This is a genomic window from Streptomyces alboniger, from assembly GCF_008704395.1.
Lineage (GTDB): Bacteria > Actinomycetota > Actinomycetes > Streptomycetales > Streptomycetaceae > Streptomyces > Streptomyces alboniger.
The window spans coordinates 4,630,949-4,653,093 of record NZ_CP023695.1; the positions used below are offsets into that span (position 1 = coordinate 4,630,949).

At 68.4% G+C, this 22,145-nt stretch carries 25 protein-coding genes and 3 tRNA genes; 12 read left to right on the forward strand and 16 right to left on the reverse strand.

The genetic code is table 11. The features are described 5' to 3' along the window. Window positions 1-66: 66 nt before the first annotated feature. Window positions 67-615, forward strand: a complete 549-nt coding sequence (locus tag CP975_RS20705) for an SMI1/KNR4 family protein (RefSeq protein ID WP_150477212.1) — start codon at window positions 67-69, stop codon at window positions 613-615. 325 nt (window positions 616-940) lie between these two features. On the opposite strand, the gene CP975_RS20710 is transcribed toward CP975_RS20705, so the two are convergent. Next, a complete protein-coding gene (locus CP975_RS20710) occupies window positions 941-2,176 on the reverse strand; it encodes an APC family permease (protein ID WP_150477213.1) in 1,236 nt (411 codons plus the stop codon). A gap of 103 nt (window positions 2,177-2,279) precedes the next feature. On the opposite strand from CP975_RS20710, the gene CP975_RS20715 reads away from it, so the two are divergent. After that, the gene (locus tag CP975_RS20715) at window positions 2,280-2,546 is read left to right on the forward strand and encodes a GlsB/YeaQ/YmgE family stress response membrane protein (protein ID WP_055527154.1); all 267 of its coding nucleotides are present in this window, start codon (window positions 2,280-2,282) and stop codon (window positions 2,544-2,546) included. 31 nt (window positions 2,547-2,577) lie between these two features. Here the strand turns inward: CP975_RS20715 and CP975_RS20720 are convergent, their stop codons facing one another. Both CP975_RS20720 and CP975_RS20725 read right to left on the reverse strand, forming a co-directional pair. Beyond that, window positions 2,578-2,964, reverse strand: a complete 387-nt coding sequence (locus CP975_RS20720; protein WP_150477214.1) for a hypothetical protein — start codon at window positions 2,962-2,964, stop codon at window positions 2,578-2,580. Between the two features lie 147 nt (window positions 2,965-3,111). Next, a complete protein-coding gene (locus CP975_RS20725; RefSeq protein WP_030782653.1) occupies window positions 3,112-3,600 on the reverse strand; it encodes a YajQ family cyclic di-GMP-binding protein in 489 nt (162 codons plus the stop codon). A 196-nt stretch (window positions 3,601-3,796) separates the two neighbouring features. Here CP975_RS20725 and CP975_RS20730 point away from each other — a divergent pair. Further along, window positions 3,797-3,878, forward strand: a tRNA-Tyr gene (locus CP975_RS20730). 133 nt (window positions 3,879-4,011) lie between these two features. On the opposite strand, the gene CP975_RS20735 is transcribed toward CP975_RS20730, so the two are convergent. The 6 genes from CP975_RS20735 to CP975_RS20760 form a co-directional block, all read right to left on the reverse strand. Then, window positions 4,012-5,418: a tyrosine-type recombinase/integrase gene (locus CP975_RS20735; RefSeq protein WP_055527159.1), complete on the reverse strand. Its 1,407-nt coding sequence runs from the start codon at window positions 5,416-5,418 to the stop codon at window positions 4,012-4,014. Next, window positions 5,415-5,609: a helix-turn-helix transcriptional regulator gene (locus CP975_RS20740; RefSeq protein WP_281292888.1), complete on the reverse strand. Its 195-nt coding sequence runs from the start codon at window positions 5,607-5,609 to the stop codon at window positions 5,415-5,417. The genes CP975_RS20735 and CP975_RS20740 overlap by 4 nt, the downstream gene beginning before the upstream one ends. After that, window positions 5,606-7,057 (reverse strand): replication initiator, encoded by a 1,452-nt coding sequence (locus tag CP975_RS20745; protein WP_055527152.1) that lies wholly within the window; start codon window positions 7,055-7,057, stop codon window positions 5,606-5,608. Before CP975_RS20745 ends, CP975_RS20740 begins: the two co-directional genes overlap by 4 nt. A gap of 142 nt (window positions 7,058-7,199) precedes the next feature. Further along, window positions 7,200-7,889, reverse strand: coding sequence for a DUF2637 domain-containing protein (locus CP975_RS20750; RefSeq protein WP_055527151.1), 690 nt, complete (start codon window positions 7,887-7,889; stop codon window positions 7,200-7,202). A gap of 48 nt (window positions 7,890-7,937) precedes the next feature. Next, entirely contained in the window at window positions 7,938-9,344 is a 1,407-nt protein-coding gene (locus CP975_RS20755; RefSeq protein ID WP_055527150.1) for an FtsK/SpoIIIE domain-containing protein, read from the reverse strand. A 110-nt stretch (window positions 9,345-9,454) separates the two neighbouring features. Next, entirely contained in the window at window positions 9,455-9,811 is a 357-nt protein-coding gene (locus CP975_RS20760; RefSeq protein WP_055527149.1) for an SCO3933 family regulatory protein, read from the reverse strand. Window positions 9,812-9,974: 163 nt separating this feature from the next. Here CP975_RS20760 and CP975_RS20765 point away from each other — a divergent pair, with 163 nt between their 5' ends. Next, window positions 9,975-10,472 (forward strand): GntR family transcriptional regulator, encoded by a 498-nt coding sequence (locus CP975_RS20765; RefSeq protein ID WP_070321130.1) that lies wholly within the window; start codon window positions 9,975-9,977, stop codon window positions 10,470-10,472. 783 nt (window positions 10,473-11,255) lie between these two features. Here the strand turns inward: CP975_RS20765 and CP975_RS36250 are convergent. From CP975_RS36250 to CP975_RS35875, 3 genes are read right to left on the reverse strand one after another with little or no spacing between them, the layout of a single operon-like run. Next, window positions 11,256-11,378 (reverse strand): hypothetical protein, encoded by a 123-nt coding sequence (locus CP975_RS36250; RefSeq protein WP_281292889.1) that lies wholly within the window; start codon window positions 11,376-11,378, stop codon window positions 11,256-11,258. Further along, window positions 11,375-11,620 carry a DUF7848 domain-containing protein gene (locus CP975_RS36760; protein ID WP_055527148.1) on the reverse strand — a complete coding sequence of 82 codons (246 nt, stop codon included), beginning with the start codon at window positions 11,618-11,620 and terminating at the stop codon, window positions 11,375-11,377. The genes CP975_RS36250 and CP975_RS36760 overlap by 4 nt, the downstream gene beginning before the upstream one ends. Continuing rightward, entirely contained in the window at window positions 11,608-11,790 is a 183-nt protein-coding gene (locus tag CP975_RS35875) for a hypothetical protein (protein WP_150477940.1), read from the reverse strand. Before CP975_RS35875 ends, CP975_RS36760 begins: the two co-directional genes overlap by 13 nt. Before the next feature lie 246 nt (window positions 11,791-12,036). Between CP975_RS35875 and CP975_RS20780 the strand changes: the two genes are divergently transcribed. Both CP975_RS20780 and CP975_RS20785 read left to right on the forward strand, forming a co-directional pair. Further along, a complete protein-coding gene (locus CP975_RS20780) occupies window positions 12,037-12,783 on the forward strand; it encodes a helix-turn-helix domain-containing protein (protein WP_055527147.1) in 747 nt (248 codons plus the stop codon). A gap of 2 nt (window positions 12,784-12,785) precedes the next feature. Next, window positions 12,786-13,256, forward strand: coding sequence for an NUDIX domain-containing protein (locus CP975_RS20785; protein WP_055527145.1), 471 nt, complete (start codon window positions 12,786-12,788; stop codon window positions 13,254-13,256). A 678-nt stretch (window positions 13,257-13,934) separates the two neighbouring features. On the opposite strand, the gene CP975_RS20790 is transcribed toward CP975_RS20785, so the two are convergent. Beyond that, window positions 13,935-14,498: a hypothetical protein gene (locus tag CP975_RS20790; protein WP_150477217.1), complete on the reverse strand. Its 564-nt coding sequence runs from the start codon at window positions 14,496-14,498 to the stop codon at window positions 13,935-13,937. Window positions 14,499-15,018: 520 nt separating this feature from the next. Continuing rightward, window positions 15,019-17,727 carry an NACHT domain-containing protein gene (locus CP975_RS20795; RefSeq protein WP_246201580.1) on the reverse strand — a complete coding sequence of 903 codons (2,709 nt, stop codon included), beginning with the start codon at window positions 17,725-17,727 and terminating at the stop codon, window positions 15,019-15,021. A 163-nt stretch (window positions 17,728-17,890) separates the two neighbouring features. Here CP975_RS20795 and CP975_RS20800 point away from each other — a divergent pair, with 163 nt between their 5' ends. Further along, window positions 17,891-18,103: a hypothetical protein gene (locus tag CP975_RS20800; protein ID WP_055527143.1), complete on the forward strand. Its 213-nt coding sequence runs from the start codon at window positions 17,891-17,893 to the stop codon at window positions 18,101-18,103. Window positions 18,104-18,240: 137 nt separating this feature from the next. Here the strand turns inward: CP975_RS20800 and CP975_RS20805 are convergent, their stop codons facing one another. Both CP975_RS20805 and CP975_RS20810 read right to left on the reverse strand, forming a co-directional pair. Further along, on the reverse strand, window positions 18,241-18,897 hold the full coding sequence (locus tag CP975_RS20805) for an SDR family oxidoreductase (RefSeq protein WP_055527141.1): 657 nt from the start codon (window positions 18,895-18,897) through the stop codon (window positions 18,241-18,243). Window positions 18,898-19,014: 117 nt separating this feature from the next. Beyond that, window positions 19,015-20,310, reverse strand: a complete 1,296-nt coding sequence (locus CP975_RS20810; RefSeq protein WP_055527139.1) for an amidohydrolase family protein — start codon at window positions 20,308-20,310, stop codon at window positions 19,015-19,017. A gap of 289 nt (window positions 20,311-20,599) precedes the next feature. On the opposite strand from CP975_RS20810, the gene CP975_RS20815 reads away from it, so the two are divergent. The 5 genes from CP975_RS20815 to CP975_RS20835 all read left to right on the forward strand — a co-directional run bounded on the left by CP975_RS20815 (window position 20,600) and on the right by CP975_RS20835 (window position 22,033). Further along, window positions 20,600-20,672, forward strand: a tRNA-Thr gene (locus CP975_RS20815). Window positions 20,673-20,720: 48 nt separating this feature from the next. Further along, window positions 20,721-20,793: transfer RNA gene (locus tag CP975_RS20820), tRNA-Met, on the forward strand. 88 nt (window positions 20,794-20,881) lie between these two features. Continuing rightward, window positions 20,882-21,046, forward strand: a complete 165-nt coding sequence (gene rpmG, locus CP975_RS20825; protein WP_006604855.1) for a 50S ribosomal protein L33 — start codon at window positions 20,882-20,884, stop codon at window positions 21,044-21,046. 89 nt (window positions 21,047-21,135) lie between these two features. Then, complete coding sequence (locus CP975_RS20830; protein WP_055527138.1) at window positions 21,136-21,600, forward strand: MaoC family dehydratase N-terminal domain-containing protein; 465 nt, start codon at window positions 21,136-21,138, stop codon at window positions 21,598-21,600. Window positions 21,601-21,604: 4 nt separating this feature from the next. After that, window positions 21,605-22,033 (forward strand): MaoC family dehydratase, encoded by a 429-nt coding sequence (locus CP975_RS20835; protein ID WP_055527136.1) that lies wholly within the window; start codon window positions 21,605-21,607, stop codon window positions 22,031-22,033. The last annotated feature ends 112 nt before the right edge of the window (window positions 22,034-22,145 follow it).

Consider the following 22,145-nt stretch of genomic DNA (forward strand, 5'->3'; position numbering starts at 1 on the left):
CGGAGGGCCCTGGGCGTCACACCACGCTCGGCGCCGATTGTCAGTGCCGTGGTCCACCATGAACTCATGACCGACACCGAGCAGTTGCTGGCCCGCGTCGCCGCCGAGGCGCGCGCCACCCGCCCCTGGGGCTGGGACGTCCTGCCCGCCCCCGTGGACGCGGACACCCTGGCCCGCGCGGAGGCGGCCCTGGGCTTCCGCCTGCCCCCGCTGCTCGCCGCGCTGTACACCCGCATAGGCGACGGCGGATTCGGCCCGGAATACGGCCTGTTGCCCCTGCTGGAGAACAAGTCCTCCGGAGGCGAGCCCGCGGTCGTCGAGAAGTACCTCGCGATGCGCCATGCCGACGACTGGGGCTGGCCGGAAGGCGTACTGCCGATATCCCAATGGGGCTGCGGGATGTACGCATGCGTGGACTGCCGCACGGACTCAGCCCAGGTGTTGCTCTTCGAGCCCAACGGCGGCGACCCCGACCACGCCTGGTTCATCGACTCCCCGAGCCTCACGGCCTGGCTGACCGCGTGGCTCGACGGCACCGGGTGGTACGAGGAGGACAACCAGGGCCTGGAGCTGCCGAGTTGGCACGACGCCCAGGCGCGGGTAGCACACGCGTGACGCTCGACCGGGGGCGCGTGCGTGCCGCTCGTCCGAGAAGCGTGCCGCGCGTGCTGCTCCCCTGAGAAGCTGCGCCGCGCGCTGCCCGCCTGGCAGGTTCCCCCGCGCGTGCCGCTCGCCCGGCAAGCGCGCCCGTACGACGCCCCTACGACGTCCGGTCGACGCTCGCATGACGCCCGCCCACGCCCGAGCGTGCCGCACGCGTACCGCCCTGCCTGATACGCCAAGCCCGCCGGACCTCTCGCCTAAAGGTGCCGTTACCCGAAGGGGCCCCCAACCCGAAGGTGGCCCCCACCCAAAGACGCCCCGCCCAAATCCCCCGCCCTCAACGCAACCGCCACCGCACCCCGTAAGCCGCCACCCCCACCGCCAGCACCGTCCCACCGGCCACCACCGAGGTCACCGGCAGCGCGAACGCCAGTACCACGCACCCGAGGCCGCCCACCGCTGGCAGGACCCGCGCGGCGGGCGACGAACCGAGCGTCCACGCCGAGGCGTTGGCGATCGCGTAGTAGACGAGCACCCCGAAGGAGGAGAAGCCGATCGCCCCACGCACATCCACCGTCGCGGCGGCCACCGCCACCACCGCGCCCACGGCCAGTTCCGCGCGGTGGGGCACCCGGAAGCGCGGATGCACGGCCGCCAGCGCCCCCGGCAGGTGCCGGTCCCGCGCCATGGCCAGCGTCGTCCGCGAGACGCCCAGGATCAGTGCGAGGAGCGAGCCGAGCGCCGCCACCGCGGCCCCCACCCGCACGACGGGCACGAGCCCCGGCACGCCCGCCGCCCGCACCGCGTCGGCCAGCGGCGCGGTCGCCCCGGCGAGCCCCGAGGGCCCGAGGACGGAGAGCACGGCGACCGCCACGCCCGCGTACACGCACAGAGCGATGCCCAACGCCACCGGGATCGCCCGCGGAATGGTCCGCGCCGGATCGCGCACCTCCTCGCCGAGCGTCGCGATGCGGGCGTACCCAGCGAAGGCGAAGAACAGCAGCCCCGCGGCCTCCAGCACCCCACCGAACCCGTTGGAGAGCCCCACATCGAGCCGCTCCGCGCCGGCCGCCCCCGACCCGAGGCAGGCGACGACGACCGCCGCCAGCACGGCGAGCACCACCGCCACGATCCCCCGCGTCAGCCACGCCGACTTCTGGACGCCCAGATAGTTCACGGCCGTCAGCAGCACCACGGCTGCCACCGCCACCGCGTGGGCCTGGCCCGGCCAGACGTACGCCCCCACGGTCAGCGCCATCGCCGCGCACGACGCGGTCTTGCCGACGACGAACGCCCAGCCCGCCAGGTACCCCCAGAACTCCCCGAGCCGTTCCCGCCCGTAGACGTAGGTCCCGCCCGACGCGGGGTAGCGGGCGGCGAGCCGCGCCGACGCCGTCGCGTTGCAGTACGCCACCACCGCGGCGATCGCGAGCCCGAGCAGCAGCCCCGACCCCGCCGCGCCCGCCGCGGGCCCGAGCGCGGCGAAGATCCCCGCGCCCACCATCGACCCGAGGCCGATCACCACCGCGTCGAAGACACCGAGGGTCCGTCGGAGCTCTGGTTGTTGTGTCATGCGCCGCACCTTACGGATCACCGCAACCGCGGCTCTCCGTAGAGGCGTCCTCCAGGGCAACAGCGCACAAAAGCTCACCGCGCGAGAAAGGCCGGGTCATCGCATGGGCGTCATCAGCTGGATCGTTCTGGGGCTGCTCGCCGGAGCCGTCGCCAAACTGCTGCTGCCCGGCCGCGACCCCGGCGGCTTCATCGGCACGACCGTCATCGGCATCGCGGGCGCCTTTCTCGGCGGCTGGATCTCCGCCCGCTACCTCGACCGCCCGATCGTCAACGATTTCTACGACGGTGCCACCTGGGCGGCGGCCATCGGCGGCTCCCTCGTCCTGCTCGTCGCCTACCGCATCCTTTTCGGCCACTCGCGGCGCTGAGAGGCCGTTCCCTCGCACCGCGTCGGGCGGCTCAGTCGGTCACCACCGGCACGATCACGGCGGCGATGGCGGACGCGAGACCACCGATGGCGATGAACGCCGCGAACTTCTCCTTGGCGGTCGGGAAGATCGACCTGGAGATGTCTCCCGCCTTGCTCCGCAGAACCACCAACTTGATCTTCTGCCACCGGTGCTGACGGAGATTGCAGCCCATCAAGATCCCCGAAGCGTTGCGCCGGCAGTAGGTGCCGTTGCGATTGACCGCCCCGCACCACACGGGAAACTGAAAGGTCGCGTACGAGACGACCGCCAGCGAGAGGACCACGATCACAGCGGTGGCGGCACGACTGCTCCATGCGGCGATCAGAGCCGCCGCCGCGATGTAGCCCCAGTACGTCCGCATCCCCCTCATGTTCATGGCTCGGGACGGTACTGCGGGGGCGACGATCATGAACAGGGCGAGAATGAGCCAGGAGCGGCTCCGCTCGGACGGCGGGGACGCGGCGGGGGCACACCGCCGAGACCGTCCTCGGTGCTGTGCCCCCCTCGCGCCCTGCGAACTTGCTTACCGGTAGTTGACGAACTGCAGCGCGAAGTCGAAGTCCTGGCCCTTGAGCAGCGTCTGCACGGCCTGGAGGTCGTCGCGGCTCTTCGAGCTGACGCGCAGCTCGTCGCCCTGGACCTGCGCCTTGACGCCCTTCGGGCCCTCGTCGCGGATGATCTTTGCGACCTTCTTCGCGTTCTCCTGGGAGATGCCCTCCTCGATGGACGCGAAGATCTTGTACTCCTTGCCGGACAGCTGCGGCTCGCCCGCGTCCAGCGCCTTCAGCGAGATGCCGCGCTTGACCAGCTTGGACTGGAAGACATCGAGGATCGCCTTGACCCGCTCCTCGCCGGTCGCCTCCATCAGGATCTTCTCGCCGGACCACGAGATCGAGGCGCCGGTGCCCTTGAAGTCGTAGCGCTGCGAGATCTCCTTGGCGGCCTGGTTGAGGGCGTTGTCGACTTCCTGCCGCTCGACCTTCGAGACGATGTCGAAACTGGAGTCGGCCATGTCCTGTGGCTCCTTGAATCGGGGTGTGCGTACTCAGCGGATACACGGCCGCCTGACGCTGGCCGCATCCGCAAAGCCTAGCCACCGCGCCCGCGCCGGGTGCCGATCAATCGGGTGGCGAAGCACCCCGGTGCATCAGGTATCGTTTACGTCGTTGCCACGGAGCGCCGCGAAAGCGGAGCGAGGCAGCAACCCCGGCGGTGTGCCCGAGCGGCCAAAGGGAGCAGACTGTAAATCTGCCGGCTCAGCCTTCCCAGGTTCGAATCCTGGCGCCGCCACATGAAGGTAAACCCCCTCCGATCTGCGGAAACGTTGATCTGAGGGGGTTTCTTCGTATGCGAACACGGCGATTCGAACGCTGGTCGAAACGCGTGGCTTGTCTCACTGAATATCGGGCTGGCCCGGCCCTGATCAGCGCGTGTCCCCCAGGCGTCCCCCGGGGGATGAGTCGCTTCCGTGCCATTCCCGCAGGCCAGCCTCTATCTGGCGGTTCGCTCGCTCCTGCGCTTGCGCCAGGACCTTCGCGTAGACCCGGAGGAGGACGGCCACGGAGTGCCCGGCCCGACGGGCGACCTCCATCGGATCGACCCCGGAGAAGAGCCAGAAGGAGACCCCGGCACACCGAAGGTCGTACGGGCGACGAGCGAGCGGGGACGCCACCTCAATGGGGGAGAGGGCGGTGCTCCGGGCTTCTGCCCAGACCTCGCCGTAGCCTGTGTCCTGAATCACGCCGCCGCGACTCGTTCGAAAGAGCCGCCCGTCCGGAGCCGCGCCGAAGCGCGCGAGGTGCCACCGGAGCATGGCCACGAAGTGCGGCGGAATCGGGACCACCCGCGAGTCCCGAGCTGCTCGTGCCTTCAGATGGCGATGTTGGTGGGCCCGGTCGTCGTCCGTCCAGCCGTGGCCCGCGTGGACGATGCCGCCACGAAGCGTGAGCCGACCCCATCCATGCTTGGGAAGGTGGCACTGCGACGCAGTCAGACCTACGGCTTCAGCGGGGCGCATGGCGGCGTAGTAGAGGCACCCGAAGAAGGCTTCGAGATGGGCGCCACGGTCGCCCTGTGCGCGCACGGCTTCGAGCAGCTTCTGAACCTGCCGAGGGTTGGCGACGCTCGCAGGGTCAACCTCCTCCGCTGACTTCGGAGGCGTCCACTTCACCGTGGTCAGCGGATTCACGGGAACGCTGAAGTACCGCCGTTCCACCGCGAGCCCGAGTACGTCGCTGAGACAGGCCCGCTTGCGGTTGGCCGTACGTCCGGCCGCAGGAGAGCCATCAAGCAGTGTCGACAGAGCGTCCAGCGCCAACCGAATCGTCCCGGGGTCTTCCAGCGCCGAGACGGGTACGGAGTTCTTCTCCACCCAGCGCAGCGCGTCCGCGACCTCCGTGGGGTGCTCCTGATCCCAGCGGCTCTTGTTGTACGCCCACCCGTACAGGGCCGTGCGGAGCGCGCGAGCGGGCGGCCGGCCCACGGTCGTCTTCACCAGGGCGGGGGTGATGGTGGCCAGGGCGTCCGCGTCGTTCCGGCGGGACTTCGCAGGGAGGCGGTCCCACCTGCGGTCGATGTACGAGCGTGTGTGCTCGTACCAGGTCACGGACCCGTGCAACGCCCGGAGTTCGGAGGTGGGCAAGCCCGTCTCGACGTCAAACTGGTCGCCCTTGCGCAGGGAGGCCATCAGCTCGGAGCGACGACCGTCTGCCTGAGCCTTAAGGGTGTAGCTCTTGGAGTGCTTCTGCGGGCCGACCAGCCAGCGAACGCGGTAGGGCTTGGGGCGGTCGGGACGCGTCTCGATGCTGTAGACACGCACGTCGTAGGTCAGCACGCGGATACCTCGCAGGTGTCCCACCACGAGTCGAGGTCGGAGCGGCGGATGCGTATCTGGCCGTTGGGCAGCTTCAGGAGTCGGGGTGCTTTGCCGCGTGCGCGTAGCCGGTAGAAGGCCGCCCGCGACATGCCGAGCTCGTCGAGCGCTTCCACGAGGGTGAGTTTGGGGTCTCGGGTGGCGCTCACAGCCACGGGTCTCCTTCCGTCTTGGCGCGTTGCTTGAGTGCTTGGTCGTGGCGGACGTGGGCGGCGAGGAGTTCTTCGCCGGGGCGGTAGCCGGTGCCGAGGAAGGTCCAGGCGGAGTCGGTGACCAGGGTGGTGGGCTCTTCGTCGGGGAGGCCGCGGTGGGCGCGGGCGGTGGCGAGGCGCCAGGCCCGGCGTACGTCGCGCAGGGCGCCGAGGGTGGTGGAGTAGGCGCGGGACTTGCTGGAGAAGTGGCCGCGGAAGCCGAGCATGTGGGCCCACTTCCAGAGCTTGAGGTGGGCGAACTCCGGCAGGTGGCCGAGGTCCCAGGCAGTGCGGATCATCTGGCGGGCGTGGTGCTGGACGGGGAGGGCCTTGATGCGTTCGGCCTGTCCGGTCCCGTCGCAGTCGGAGCACAGGTCGAGGAAGCCGTCCGGACCGCGTACGTAGCCGCGTCCCTTGCAGGGGCGGCACAGGAGAGTGCGGTCCACGGTGCCCGCGCCTTCGGCGTTCTTGGTGGCGTACTTGGCGACGTATCCGGCGACTTTGGCGTCGGTCAGTTCGCCGTCGCCGAGGGCGGTGATGGGGTCGACCTTGAATCGTTCGCCCCAGGTCATGATCCGTTCGCCGATGGCGTCGGACTCTACGGTGAGCCGAGTGCGGCGGACGGCCAGGCCGACGGCGACGTTCAGGGCGTCGAAGGTGGCCCATGGGGGCGGGGTGCTCGTGTGGCCGCTGGGGCCGTCGAAGCGGATCACGGCGTGGAAGTGGACCAGGCCGCGTTTTTGGTACTCGGCGACCTTCGCGAAGGAGATACGCAGGCCGGTTCGTAGGGCTTCTTGTGTCATGCCGAGGTGGGCGGCGAGGGCTCGGCGGAGGTAGATCGTGAAGCGTGCCCAGAGCTGTCCTGCGTGGGCGTTCCAGAGCACGGCGCCGGTGTAGTCGTAGGTGGACGGGTGCAGCGGTGTGCCGAGTTCTGGGGCGTCTTCGGTGTGGTGGGTGCCGCAGGCGCAGGGGCGGGGCTTGCCTGCCGGGTCGGTCTTGCGGTTGTGGACGGGGCCGAAGGAGGGGGCGGTGAGGGTGACGAAGGCGCGGGGGTGGTCGCGGACGCTTTCGGCGACGTTCTTGCCGCCGGAGAGTCCGGCTTTGATCAGGTGGTAGGTGTCGGCGGCGTACACCCGGGAGCAGGCGGGGCAGCGCGAGGAGCGGCGGTTGCCGCAGGTGGTGAGGAGGCGTCCGGTCGGTTCGTCCTCGGAGCGGTAGGAGCGGACGACTTCCTTGGTTGCCTGGTCGGTGGTGACTGTCCAGCCGTGAAGGTTGACGGGGTTGGTGCAGCCGCGCAGCTCGCGGACCTGTTCGGTGACGCGGCCGAAGTTGTCGGTGTTGGCCAGGGCGATCAGGTCCCGCAGGCCGGGGCTGAGCACGTGGTGCAGGTCGAGGTGGTGGCGCATGGGTGGCGGGGTCTCCCGTCTGACGTGAGGGTGGGGCCTGCGGGCAGCAGCGATTCAGTGCGCTCGGGCTGCTGTCCGCAGGCATGACTGGCAGGGCCCAGGGCGGGCGAGGAGGGGAGCGCCGGGGAGGCCGACGGTGGAGTTACAGGGCCGCGTGGAGGGCAGTGGCCATGGGCAGCCCGATGGCCAGGCGCATCTTGAGCTGAGCCGCAGTGATGGGCTCGCCGTGCTCGGCACAATGCGATGCGGCGATGGAGCGCGCTTCGGTCAGCAGCGGTTCGGGGACCTTCAGCGCGGGAGCGGCCGGTGCGGGCGTGGTCGAGGGCTCGGGCCGACTGGGCGCGGGTGCCTGGTCGACAGTGGGGGCCGCAGGCGTGGGCGCCGGGACGGGAACCGTCGGGGGTTCCGTGGCTGGCGCGGCGGGCTCGTTCGCGACTGCGTGGAAGCAGCGGAGGAGCTGCGGGCCGACGGCTCCCCAGCCGAGGAGCAGTAGCGGGGCCACGGCGTCGACAGCGGCACGACCGTAGTGCTTGGCTGCGATGGGTTCGGCGACGTTGAGGGCCAAGGTCAGCAGGCCGGAGACGTGCATGAGGCGGGTGGCGGCCGTCGTCTGCTCGGGCGGGATGCCGCGCAGGGAGAGATAGCGCAGGGCTACGAGGAGGCCGACCACGGAGAGGTCCACCATCGGTGCGATGAGCGGGGCGATGGGGGCGGGGACGCCCAGGCGCAGGGCCAGGGACCAGACGTTGCCGAAGGAGAAGACGAACGCCAGGGCGGCGATCACGATCATCACGGCTGTGATGGTGCGCTGAGTGATGCGGTCCTCAGTCATGGGTGTTCACCTCCTTCCGGGCGAGGACGCGACGGGTGGTGTGGCCGGTCAGGCCGCCATGGGCGGGGTGGTGTCCCCCGGGCCCGGCTTGGTGAGGTCGAGGCCGGGGAGGCAGGCGGCGAGCAAGTCGGCCGGGTCGGCGGTGAGATGGGCTGTCTGCTCGGCGATGGCCGCGCTGTCCCTGCCGGAGACGTAGGGGGTGCGGATGCGGGTGAAGCCGGGTTGCGACTGGTGGTTCATGGAGACCACGCCGACGTAGGAGCGGTCCTGAAGATTGATCGGGTTGGCGTCGGGCCACTCCCGGATGTCCTCGCCGAGGGCGGCCACGGCCGCTTCTGCGGTCTTCTGGGCGAAGGACAGGCCGATGGGGCACACGTCGCGGATGAACGTGGGGATGGCGTCGCCCGTGGACTTCTGGGTGGCAAGGATGGTGAGGATGCCCGTGCTGCGGCCCTTCTTGACCAGGTCCTCGACGAGCCGGGCGTTCTCGGCGGCGAGAGCGGCCAGCTTTTTCGTTTTGGGGTCGCTGCCCTTGTGGTCGCGGAAGTAGGTGTGCGCTTCGTCGATGATCACGACGACGAGCGGCCATGTCGCGGACGGCCCGACCTCCCACATGCTCTGGACGCCCAGGACGCGTTCGGCGGCCGAGACGCGGGCACGGCGCAGGTCCACCAGGCGCCGGAAGAGGGCGTTGGCCTCTTCGAGGTCGTCACCGACGAAGGCGAACATCCGCTTCACGAGGTGGGCGTAGTCCCCCTCCCGGGCGGTCGATACCTTGCCGTCGGCACACACAAACTGCACCGTGGGCGAAGGTGCCCAGTCGCAGATCAGACGGTTGATGAGCGAGGTCTTCCCGAAGCCTGGAAGGCCAGCCACAGTCACGCCGGGCACCTGGGTCAGGTCCACGGACACCGGTTGCGCGTACTCGTCCACGCCCAGGTCCCACCGGGCGATCTCGTCCGGCACCTCACCCGTCGGGTGATGCTCGGTAGGGATCTTCAGCGGGTCGAGGCGGACACCACGGATGACGACCTGTCCGGGCTTGTCCTGGGTGACCGCGACCCGTGTGCAGCCCCAGGCGTCGGCCAGGTGCGGAGCCGCCTTCTGGAACTGTTCGAGACCGACACGGGGCAGGCACGTCGCCCGAGCGATCACCCCGTACGCGTCGTGCCGGACCTTCAGAGCCGGAATCAGCACGCGGGGCTTGACCGGCCTGTTGGTCGTGTTGGCCATAGATGCCAGCGCGGTCGGAGTCTTGTCCGTGACCGACAGCTTCAGCATGGGCGCGAGCCGCCTCCAGCCCCACCGCACGCGCACGGCCTGACGGATGGACTGTCGGGTCATGGCGTCGGCACGCACGTAGCGGACCACCCACACCACGGCCCACACGGCCATCACGGCGAGGCCGAGCTGTACGACGAGCGGGGCTATGCCGAACACCTCCTGCACGGACATTCATTGCTCCTTGGAGTAGTCGAGGAAGGGCAGTGCACTGGGGCGGGCGCCCGGCCCGGCGTGAGGCGACGGATGGTCGCGTTCAGCGCCGGACCGGAGGGCGGGGCTGCTCACGCCGCGTCGGCGGCCGGGGCGGGGGTGAGGAGGTCGATGCGGTCGGCGCGGTAGGCGATGCCGTCCGCCAGCGAGCCGTTGAAGATGCGGGCCCACGGGGTGGCGAACAGTTCCACCGGCTTCACCGGCAGTCCCGGCTTGAGGCCGTTGGGGAGCCCGGTCTCCGGAACGGTGATCTTCAGGGCCTCGGCGCGGTCCTCCTCCATGAAGAAGAGGGTGATCGTCATCAACTTCGCGCCTGTCTCACGGTCGGTCGCGAACTGGGTCTTCTCGGCGTCCGCGTACTTGGGCACCGGCAGGGTGCCGACCATGAACGCGGCGGTCGGGAGCAGGCCAACACGGATACGAGCCATGACAGTTGAGTCCCTTCGGTAGAAGCCTCACCACGAGGCGGTGAGGTGCGATCTATAGAACCTCGGTGACCTAGCACTGTCAAGTATGAAGGGTGAGCTAGGTATGTAGTGACCTATGTCAGCGGGGTGTGCTAGGGCAGCTAGGGATGGCTACTCTGAGGGCATGACTCCCGCGCCAGACAAGAAGCAGGACCGCCGGCCGCCGTATCAGCACGCAGCCGACGAGCTCCGGCGCGAGATCATGCAAGGCCGCTTCAAGCCCGGTGAGCAGATGCCGCCCGTCCGCGAGCTGCAAGAGCGCTTCGGGGTCGCCAACATGACCGCGAGAAGCGCTCTGAACGTGCTGCGGGACGAGGGGCTGATCTACACCATTCACGGCCGCGGCAGCTTCGTCGCTGATGTGGCCGTCGCCGACAGCGCGGGCGAATTCGCCATCGACTACACCCCGCCCGCCTGGTACCTGGCCAACGACCCCGAGCGTGAGCCAGCGGACGGCGAGAGCGAGGGCAGCGAGCCCCGGACTTCGGAAACGGCCCCGCCCTCCCTCGCTGAAGTGCTCACCGCGTTGCGCGACGAGATCCGCGTACTCAGCGCCGAGCATCAGGAGTTGCGCCGGGAAGTCGAGGAGCTGAAGAAGGCTCGACGCGATCCGCGGTCCTGAGTCGTGCCACCTCGTGCCGTAGCTCCCGCGTCTCACGGCTGAGCCTGGCCACCATGGCCGTGATCTCACGGACCAGAGCAGACACCTCTGCGGACTCCGGGCTGTGAATGACGCTCAACTCCCCTTCTATCTGGCTTACCTGGTCGGACATGTCTCCCCGTTCGCTGCCATGCCATCGGTGCGTGCTGCGCGAGCCCGAGCGCAGCGGAGCTGTTCAGAGTTTCTTTACTGGATCAAGGCGGCCCGCCTGCGGCGTGCCGCGCGCGCTGGCGGCCGGGGGCCGCCGCCGCTCCATGTCTCCGCCACCGCTCCGGCGGCCCCCCGCCACTCAGCGCGCAACAACGCCGAAGCGGTCGAGGGGACCAGGAAGCAACTCGACCACTTCGAGCACCAGGACCAGGCCGACGAGCGCCGAACCGAGGCCGCGTCCGCAACGCCAAGGCCGGTCGACGGCGAGGGCCGTGACGCATTGAGGCAGCGTGGCTGAGACCGGGACGGGGTTGCTGGAGGCATACGTGGCGGGTGCTCGTTCGGCCGCCCCGCCGTCGTGGCTGACTTTCGGTGGCTGAGGTCAGAACTGGGGATGCACGGGCCGCGCCGCAATGTTGTTTCCTCTCCGACTCGACTGTGTGGAGCCGGGGTTGCAGCCGAACCCGCGTTCGGGCACGCCGATCACCCCGGTACCATCGGCACCGGGGTCCTGAACAGGGATTCCTCGACCGGACCACCCGGAATGCTGTCCAGGCTGAGGGGTGGTCCGGTCTTTTGTTGTCGGGTGAGGGTTCAGAGAGGCAGGGCGCCGGTCGCCAGCGTGAAGCCGATGACCAGGCCGCAGGAGCCGGAGATCATGATGATCATCAGCGGCCCGGTGAACTGCCCCAACCACGTGATCGCTCGTCGTATCAAGGCCGCCTCCAGGCCCGCCAGGGGCGCGTGATGATCTCGCGGTAGGTGTGGTGGGAGGGATGCTTGCCGCAGTGCTTCAGGACCCAGTCCTGTGGTGCCACCCAGTCCTCACTGGCGGGCGAGGTCTCCTCGTCCACGGCGCACTGCATGGCGTAGGTGACTGGCTCCGAGTCGGGCTCGACGTCGGGTTCGAGGGTCCAATTTTCGAACCTCAGAACCGCCCGGGGGCTCACAGTCCCCACCGCCTGTTGGCGACCGCCACTTTGGAGCTCATCCCTTCGGATTGGGTGGGTTGTCGAAGTGCGTCGGGAGGGACGTCCCACTCGGTGCCCCCACCAGACGGACGAAGCTGCACGTACGGGCCTTCGTGTCCCGTGACTATGCCCGTCTTGCCAGTGCGCGTATCGACCATGAGGGTGCCGACAGCCGGAAGGGACGCGTCGTCGATCACTTCTGCCTCCTACTCGCTGACGGAGCGGATTGACGCCAGATCGGAGCGTCCGCGTCGCCCCGTAAGCAGTCGGTATCCGTCCGTGCTCGTGCGCAGAAGCATCGGGTCAACAGGGGGGACCTTGGAACAACCCCCAAACCCCACTTCGGGACGTCCCGCGTCGGGTAAAACGTCCCTAGTGCCGTCCCGAGACTCAGGGGGAGACTCATGCAGAACGAGAGACTACGAGCCGTCATGGCGGCCGGAGGCTGGACGTACGCCGGACTCGCTAAGGCCGTTGAGGTCGACCCCAAGTCGGTTGAGCGATGGGTAAATCTGGGCCGTACGCCGCGCCGTGCCACAGCTATGGAGGCAGCTGAAGCCCTAGGAGAAGACGTGCACGCACTCTGGCCGGCGCTTCGACAGGCCCGCGCCGCCCGCGCGATCAGCCCGGAACTCGTCGCCCTCTACGAGCAACGAGCCGACCTGCCCGTATCCGCGTTCGTCGACATGATGACCCAGGCCCGCGAGCGCATCGACGTCCTGGTCTACGCGGCCGTCTTCCTGCACGAGGCATACCCGCGGCTCAACGATCTGCTGCGCGAACGAGCCGCCGAGGGCTGCTCCGTACGTATCGCAGTAGGCGATGCCGAAAGCCCGAACGTTCAAGCGCGCGGCCAGGAGGAGCGGTTCGGGCACGGCATCGAGTCCCGGTGCCGACTGGCCCTCATGCACTACCGCCCTCTCGTTGGGGTATCCGGCATCGAGATAAGGACCCACGAAACGACGCTCTACAACTCCTTGTACCGCGCCGACGACCAGCTGTTGGTCAACGCCCACGTCTGGGGAGCGAACGCGTACGGTGCGCCGGTGTGGCACCTCCGCCGTAACGGGGAAGGCGGCATGTTCGACACCTACGGGCAGAGCTTCGACGCGGTCTGGGCAACGGCGAAGCCGGTACAGCAGGAGGAGTGACCATGGCGCGCACCGAGTACTACGACGACCCCAACGCCCCGAAGCCGAACAGCATGGTTGTCGCGGCCTCAGCGGTCGTCACCGACGAAGAGGGGCGCATCCTGCTTCAACGCCGCCGGGACAACGACCTTTGGGCGTTGCCAGGAGGCGGCATGGACCTCACCGATTCACTGCCCGGTACGGCGGTCCGTGAGGTCAAGGAGGAGACCGGCCTCGACGTCGAGATCACGGGCCTGGTCGGCACGTACACCGACCCGAAGCACATCATCGAGTACACGGACGGCGAGGTCCGGCGACAGTTCAACGTCTGCTTCACGGCTCGAACCGTCGGTGGTCGGCTCGCGATCTCCAATGAGTCGACAGAGCTCCGTTTTGTCCGGCCAGAGGAGCTTGAGGAGCTGCCCATGCACCACACGCAGCGGCTCAGGCTCCGGCACTTTTTGGAGCACCGCGCGCGTCCGTATCTTGGCTAACGGTGACGGATCGCAATTGCAATGCTGCGTCGAGTACGGATGTCTGTCGACTCCGGCGAGCGGTCACCGACTGTGCGTATGTGACTCGGAAGGGAAACACATTTAGCGCAGAAGGCTCGTTTGATGATCTGGAGGAGGAGGTAGATGGAGCTACCTGAGATTGCGATCGTGGTGTCGTCAGCAAGCGCAGCGATCACGGGAGTAAATGCGCTCGTATCGTATCGCACGTTCAGGCGTGTCCGGCCCAAGATTCAGGTTCGGCTATGGCGTACCAATACCAACGCATTGGTGTCTCAGTCGGAGAAAAAAGAGGTCAATCACACCTTCGTTCTTCGACTTATCAATAATGGCATGACTCCCGTGACCCTTGAACGTGTTGAACTCTGCCGTTATGAGTCGAGATACAGCAAGCGGAAATTTCAGTTGGTGAAGGGCAGTAGGGGGTTCGATCCACAAAACAGATGGGGGACCGTGGCCCCGGTAATTCCTGCCCTTGATGGCACGATCTACCGCTTCACAGTTTCTAGGAGAAGCGCTACTCGCGGGGATCATCTTCGCTTTCGTGTCTTGCTGTCCAACGGTCGTACGTCTACAAGTCGCCTCATCCCCACCAAGGATTGGTCACTGGATGCAGGTGGGTCGGCGACTGGGGGTGGGCGAACGTCTGAGGACTAGCTCTCAACCGATTCCAGGTTGCAAGGTACTCCGTGCCGCCTGGATGAAGTCTCGCTCCCTAAATACTCGCGCTCTCTCTGCGTCCTGGAGTTCCTGCCTGTATGCCTCTCCAACTCCTGGACCATGGGCGGCTCTGTTTTTCTGAATTATCTCCTGCACTTCTCTGTGGACCACGACGACAGATTGGGCCAGCGGTACAAGGCGTTCGGGGCCTTCCAGTTCCACTAGAAACGCGAGCCCGATCAGCTCTCCCGTAGCGTCTTGCAAGGGTGCTGCGTACTGATCTGTGTATTCCTTGTGCTCTACGTTTCCTGCCCTTCTGATCTCCCTCAGTGTCACTCGTTGCTCGGCGTCATGAAGCCTCTTTGCTTCTAGCTCAGATACTTGTCCCGCCTTCTTTAGGAACTGGGCATAGATATCCCTGCGTACATCTCGGTGCCGTGAATTCTCGTCCAATTGATGCTTGCGCTCCTGAGTGGCGTTCTCCTGTCGCCCTTTCAGGAGGCTGAACGCACCAGCGATAAGTCCGCCTGTGGCTACACCAGTGCCACCCAGTAGGGCAGCCATGAGCTGTGAATCCATCAAACCCCCCAAGTGGCCAGAGATCTGGTCTTACCCAGTGGTCAACTTTGCGAAACACAATCGGTGCTAGGTGCGGACCCTGGCCATCCGTAATCGGAATGACTTGTGTGTGTTTGTCAGAGGTGGGTGCGGAGATGAAAGCACCTCATCGGAATCACAGCCATGATCCAAAGTCATGGTGAAGGCGTAGCGTGAGAGGGCGGCACTTGACCTCACCTACGGAGATCGTTTAGAAGCGCCTGGTTACGACCTCGTGGGGGGGGCAGCGAATGTGGTCGATCGACAGAGTGAAGTCGGAGGGCCGCTTGTGGCGCGCTTCCCCCAGGCGTCCCCCCAGTGGGGCGCCGCTGGTCTTCTTGCCAGGTCAACCAGGTTGGGAGCGGCCCGCTGTAAATCTGCCGGCTCAGCCTTCCCAGGTTCGAATCCTGGCGCCGCCACATGAAGGTAAACCCCCTCCGACCTGCGGAAACGTAGATCGGAGGGGGTTTCTTCGTTCCGCGCGGCCTCACGCGGTACTGGGGCAGCCCCGTACGACCTTCGTGGACTCCGGAAGCAGATGCGAGCCGACGAGTTCGGCGTCTTCCGGGACGCGGAGCGTGAGCAGGGAGCGCACCCTCTCCAGAGTGCTGAGGTCGATGCTCGGATGGAGTGTCTCAATGGTGAGTACACGCAGTGCGGGGAAGTGGCTCAGCCAGTCCCAGGCGGGTCCCATGTCGGACTCGACCCAGAGGTGGGTGAGGCGCTGGCTCGGGCACGTGGCGATGAACTCGTCGACGGCGAACTCCCCGGTGATCTTGATGCGGGAACGGCCGCCGAAACTCCGCAGCGCGGAGAGTTCCCGCAGGTTCGACACGGGGAAGTAGAGGCCGTCCTCGGCGAGGTGGGCGACGACTTCCTGGCCGTACAGGTCGGTGTCGTACCTGCTCCACGCCTGTGCGAGTTCGCTGCGCACCCGCAGGTCCGGGTGGTCGCGGTACAGGGCGAGCACCTGGACGGCGGCGTCGGTCGCGATGGGCGTCGCCGTGAGCACTGTGAAGTACGCCTCATCCGCCACCGCCTGGTACGCGGCTTCGGCCGCCGCCGCCTCGGCCTTCTGCTCGTCCGTGGCGAAGGGGTCCAGGGCGGCCGGGCGCGGCGGGAGTTCCCGAGGGCCGGTCAGCAGTTCGAGTACGACAGGGCCGATCGCGGCCAGGGCGCGGGCCCGGTCCGTCGAACGCGGCGGGATCAGCGCGGCGGCTCGCTCCTGGACCTCGGCTCGCACCGCGGGATCCAGCTCTGTGGCGTGTTCCAGGCAGGCGGCCGCGAGGAGATGGAGACGGTCCCGGCCCTGCCGTGAGGTGTTCTCGCGCCTGATGAGGCCCGTCAGGAGGTGGGTCCGCTCCGTGGGCCGCGCGTGGGCGACGGCCATCCTGATGACGTCCTCCCACTGGTCCAGGTGCGCGTTGGCGATGAGGAAGTCGAAGTCGAGCCCTTCGACCGCCGCCTTGGCTCCCAGGTAGTCCTGGAACGTCCGGTGGACGAAGTCCATGGAGTTCGCACTCGGCTCCCGGAGCAGACCGCTGCGGACGAGCAGATGCCGGTACACGGCTTCCGGCGTGCCCTGCTCCGCGACCTTGGGCATGGCCGGCAGGACGCGGCGCAGCAGCTCCACCGCGTCGGTGCGGTTCATCTCGGAGCGGCCGTTGCGGATCATCCAGTAGGCCAGTTTCTGGATGAGCTGGATGTGTTCGGCCTCGCTGATGTGGATCGGGCCGGATTTGAGGACTCCGCGTTCGCGGTCACGCCGGAAGAGCAGCATGGACAGGGCCGCGTCGTAGATCTCCTTGCGGCCGTCGGGCAGATAGCCGCGGCGGTCCTGGTGCAGGGCGCAGATCAGGCCGCACATCAGGGGGTTGACCGCGAGCCCGCTCAGGTCCTGCTGGGCCCGGATCGCACGGAGCAACTCGGTGGCGTACTGATCGCTGATGCCGGCGGCCTTGTGCCATCGATGGATGAACTCGGCGATGTTGTCCCGGTTCATGGGGGCCAGGTCCAGCTCGGCGAAGTCGTCCTCGGCCAGCCAGCGTTCCCGTACGGCCGACGGCCTGGAGGTGACGAGCCAACGGTTGTCCGGGTAGGCGCTGAGGAGTTCGCGAAGCCAGCGGCGGGCGTCACCGCGGTCGTCCTCGGGAATCTCGTCGATCCCGTCGATCAGGATGAGCCCCCGGCCGGCTTGCAGCACCCGGTCGATCCACCCGGGCGGCTGGCTCCCGGCGATCGGGCAGTCCACCGCGGACAGGAATCCGTCGGGGGCGGGAAGCGGGGCACCGCTGCGCGTCAGCGTGCGCAGGGGCAGCACGAACGGTACGAGCCCATAGAGGTAGAGCAACTGTTCGTTGAGCGACTTCTTCGCCGTGGACACCGCCAGCCACTGAATGAGGGTGGTCTTCCCCGAGCCCGCCACGCCGCGCAGGAGCACGCGGTCGCGGCCCGCGAGGACATGGTCGGCCGAGACCACCGTGGGGACGGGACTCAGCGCGTCGACGGCCGCGTCCAGGCGGAGATAGGCCACGTCGAGTCGCCAGCTCTCCGGAGCCCCGGACAGGTCGAGACCGAAGATGCTCAACTTGCCGTGCTTGGCGGCGATGTAGTGCGCGTACCGCTTCTCGAAGGGACCGTCCGCGGGCGGCGGCGACCGGGTGATCAGAGCATCGATCTTCCGGGTCAGCTCCTCGATGCCGCGGCTCTGTTCGAGGAGTGTGCGCGGCACGAACGTGGACCGCTGGGTGAAGAAGTTCAGAATGTGCAGGCATGCGGTGTCCATCACGCCGGCATGCAGCGTGACGGCGTCGTGGGACAGGCCGAGCGTGGCCGTCCTGTTCTGGGCGCGCAGCTGCCTGGAGAGCGCGAGATGACCGAGGCGCACGGCCTGGACGTCGTCCATCGCGAGCGTCCCGAGAGAACGCAGTGAATCGGTGACGGCGTGGACGACGGCCCGCTTCTCGAAGGAAGGCAGTTCGTCCTCGACGCCTGTCGAGTGGGCGGCGCGCCTGACCAGCTCTTCCGCGATCTTGTACAGGTCCTTGTCGGAGAGCGTCCGCTTCTCGCCCCGGAAGGAGACGAGACCGGATACGGCCACGGGCCGGTCCACCAGGTCGGCCCCGGGACCTTCGGATACGAACAGTTTCCTGACCAGCGGCCCCACGATGCTCGACGCGAGCCGAGCTCCGATCACGGCGGGTTCCATCAGCCCTCCGAGGCGTCCATGCGGCGCGATGTGCACGTCGCCTTCGGGGCAGGATAGGGCGGAGCGCTCGGAGGCATCGCCCAACTTGACAAATAGGGGGCCGAGTTGGAGCGCGGGCGCCGCCGAGGTCCGCAGGGCTCAAAATGGGACCATGTCGTCCCGTCGCAGAAACTGCCCGGAGTGCCGCCGCGAGATCGCCGTCGTAGGCGGGCGGTTCGCCCGTCACGACCCGCCGGGCTCGCGCGCCACCGGCGACCTGGTCTCCTGTCCGGGGTCCCGTCGGCACGCCCAGCTGGGCGCCGCGCAGCCCGCCCTGGACGGCTACACGGTCCCGGACCTGCCGGGCCAGCTCCCGCTGTTCTGAGCGCGCCTGAGGGGCCCTCAGGGCCTTCCCGGGCGGCGTCACGGCGTCAAGGCCTCCTGGGCGGCCTCAGGGCCTCCCAGGCTTCGCGGGGGCCCATCCGGACCCGTGGATCGTGCGCCGGGGGCGGCCTGAACGTTTCAGTTCCCCGCGACGGACTTGACCGCCACCGACACCGGCACCGAACCGCTGACCAGTTCCAGCGTCAGGCCGGCCGTCGCCGACGTCTCCAGAAGCTCCGCGAGCACCGCGGCGACGTCGTCGCGCGGGATCGGCCCCCGCCCGGTCGACGCCTCCAGGCGTACGAGACCCGTGCCCGCGTCGTCCGTCAGCATCCCGGGACGCAGGATCGTCCAGTCCAGAGCGGCACGCGCGCGTACGTTCACGTCCGCCTCGCCCTTGGCCCGCAGATACGCGTCGAAGACCTCGTCGCCCTGGTGCGCCGGGTCCGCGCCCATCGACGACACGACGATGTACCGCCGCACCCCGGCCCGCTCCGCCGCGTCCGCGAAGAGCACGGCGGCGCCCCGGTCCACGGTGTTCTTGCGGGCGACGTCGCTGCCCGGTCCCGCGCCCGCCGCGAAGACCGCCGCGTCGGCGCCGCGCAGGTGCTCGGCGACCTGGTCGACCGACGCCGACTCCAGGTCGCACAGCACCGGTTCGGCACCGGCCTCGCGCAGATCGGCTTCCTGCCCGGCGTCGCGGATCAGCCCGGCGACCTCGTCACCACGCGCGGCGAGCAGACGCTCGAGCCGCAGCGCGATCTGACCATGACCTCCAGCGATGACAATGCGCATGTCTCCGACCGTACGGCAGCACGGACGCGTTCGCCGCACGCGGAGGTCCCGACCCCATCGCGGGCCGCCCACCCCGCCTGGCCCTCAAGGCGACGCCCCCCTCTCGAATCGTCACCCTCAAGGCGACGCCTCGTCCCCTCTCGGCCGCCCCGGCTCGCCTTCCTTGGCCCGCCCCTGGCGCGGCAGGTCCAGGGCCACGGCGGCGGCCGAGTCGCAGTACTCACGTACCGCGCTGGTCCGCGCCACCACGCGTCCCCGGTGCACCACGATCCGGCTGTAAGCGAGCGACAGCGCGCCCGCGAGCCGGTCGCCGCGTACTGCGAGCAGCTCGGCGGGGAAGCCCGCCTCCACCCGGATCTCGGGCAGGCCCATGGCCGTCCGTGCCGCCCCGCTCACCGCGTCGTAGGCATCCTCGGGGCGCAGCCCGCACCGCGAGGCCAGCAGATACGCGGCCTCCAGCGGATCCCCCCGCCCCACGGCGTTCGACACGTCCCGCATCGCCCCGCTCCCCGCAGCTACCCGCACCCCGGCCGACCGCAGCAGCCGCACCGGCGCGAGCCCACGTCGCTCCGCGCTGCCGCAGCCGCCCTGGGGCAGGCAGATCACGGTCACACCGGCCGCCGCCAGCTGCTCGGCGGCGCGCGCGGCCAGCTCCTTCGGCAGCCGCCCGAGGCCGCCGCACGGGCCGATCGTCACCCCGGCCCGCACCCCGGCCGCCATCGCCGCGAGCCGCCCGAGCCGTGCCGGATCGTCACCGTCCGTATGCAGGTCGACGGGGCAGCCGTGCTCGGCGGCAAGCTCCAGGACCGCCTCCGCGTACCCCGTCGGATCGGGGTCGAGATCCGGGCAACCGCCCACTACGGAGGCGCCCATTTTCACCGCGTCCCGCAGCATCGCGAGCCCGTCGGCACCCGCGGCGCCGGTCAGCAGCCGCGGCACCGCGACGGCTGTCAGATCGACCAGCCCCCGCAGCGAGCGCCGCGCCTGGAGCACGGCCTCCATCGGGCCGAGCCCCTGGACGTCCCCGATCCGCACATGCGACCGCAGGGCCGTCGCGCCGTGCCCGAGCTGGAGCAGAGCCGCCTCCGTGGCCCTGCGCTGCACGTCGGGGACGTCGTACGAGACCGGGCCCGGCACGTCCGCCGACAGCGCGGTGTCACCGTGGGCGTGCGGCTCGGCGGCGGCCGGCAGCAGCAGATAACCGGCGAGGTCCACGCGCGCGGCGTGCGCGGCCAGGCTGCCGACCGTGCCGACCGCCTCGATGCGCCCGCCGCCGAGCCGGACGTCCACGGTCCTGCCGTCGGTGAGCCGGGCGCCGCAGAGCAGCAGGGACCCTGAGTCGGCCGTGGGGTCGGAACCGGAGGAACCGGAGGAGCCGGAGGAGTGGGGCTGCTGCGGTTGGCTGTCGGGCATCGCGCTCCTGGTGTTCGGGGGCGGCTGCTGTCGTTCGGGGCGTCAAGATCACGCAGCGTGTGCCGAGCCTAGGACGGCGAAACGTCCGCTTCGAGGAGGAGCGCAATAGTCGTACCGGTGTGGTGCCACGAGCCGTACCGGCGGGCTGTCACGAGCCGAATCGGTGTGGCGTCACAGCACGGACGAGGCATTCGGAGACCTCTGAGGCGGCCCTCCAGATCCCCCCGGACGGCCCTGGCGAAACGGATTTGGGCGATCGGCGACCAACCGTGTAATGTCTTCATCGCTCGCCCCAATAGCTCAGTCGGTAGAGCGTCTCCATGGTAAGGAGAAGGTCTGCGGTTCGATTCCGCATTGGGGCTCTGATGTCGAGTGATCCTCGCCTTTCGGGCGAGGGGATCCGGCATCGCAGCGGTGTAGCTCAGTCGGTAGAGCAAGCGGCTCATAATCGCTGTGTCACCGGTTCAAGTCCGGTCACCGCTACTCCTGGTAGCCGATTGTGGGGTCGGTCCTTCGATCGGCTACTCTTGTATGCGTTCATCCGTCCATCCGTCCGTCAAGGAGCACTCACGTGGCTGCCACCGACGTCCGCCCGAAGATCACGCTGGCCTGCGTGGAGTGCAAGGAGCGGAACTACATCACCAAGAAGAACCGGCGTAACGACCCGGACCGTCTTGAGATGAAGAAGCACTGCCCGCGCTGCAACTCGCACACTGCTCACCGCGAAACGCGCTGACACACAGGCTCGTACACGAGGCCGTCCCCGTTTGTGGGGGCGGCCTCGCGTCGTTTTTTACGAAACCAACCACAGGAGGTACCGAGTCCATGGCGCTCGACCAGTCCTTCGTGGGGCGGTCCTATCCGCCCACTGATCCTTATGAGGTCGGCCGGGAGAAGATCCGCGAGTTCGCCGAGGCGGTGGGGGACGCCAATCCCGCGTACACCGACAGGGAAACCGCCAAGGCACTCGGTCACCCCGATGTGATCGCCCCGCCGACTTTTGTGTTCGCGATCACTTTCAAGGCCGCGGGTGAGGTGTTCCGGGACCCGCAGCTGGGACTCGACTACAGCCGCGTCGTGCACGGCGACCAGAAGTTCGCCTACACCCGCCCGGTGCGCGCGGGGGACCGGCTCACGGTCACCTCGACGATCGAGAGCATCAAGTCGCTCGCGGGCAACGACATCCTGGACGTCCGCGGCGAGGTCCACGACGAAGCCGGGGAGCACGTCGTGACCGCCTGGACGAAGCTCGTCGCGCGTGCGGCGGAGCCCGCGGCAGAGGGGGCCTGAAGCGATGACGGCGAAGATTTCTTACGACGACGTCGAAGTCGGCACCGAGCTGCCGGCCCAGACCTTTCCCGTGACGCGCGCCACGCTCGTCCAGTACGCGGGCGCCTCGGGGGACTTCAACCCGATCCACTGGAACGAGAAGTTCGCGGTCGAGGTCGGCCTCCCCGACGTCATCGCGCACGGCATGCTCACCATGGCCGAGGCGATCCGTGTCGTGACCGACTGGGTGGGCGATCCGGGAGCGGTCGTCGAGTACGGCGTGCGCTTCACCAAGCCGGTCGTCGTCCCCAACGACGACAAGGGCGCCACCATAGAGGTCGGCGCCAAGGTCGCGGCCAAGCTGGACGACAGGCGCGTCCGGGTCGACCTGCTCGCTAAGAGCGCGGACCAGAAGGTCCTCGGCATGTCGCGGGCGGTCGTGCAGCTGGCCTGACGGTTGGCCGTTCACGGATACGCGGTAAGGGGCGCCCTCCATTGAGGAGCGCCCCTTACCTGTACGTCCCCCGACCATGCCCCTTGACCTGCTTAGTGATTGGCCACTAACT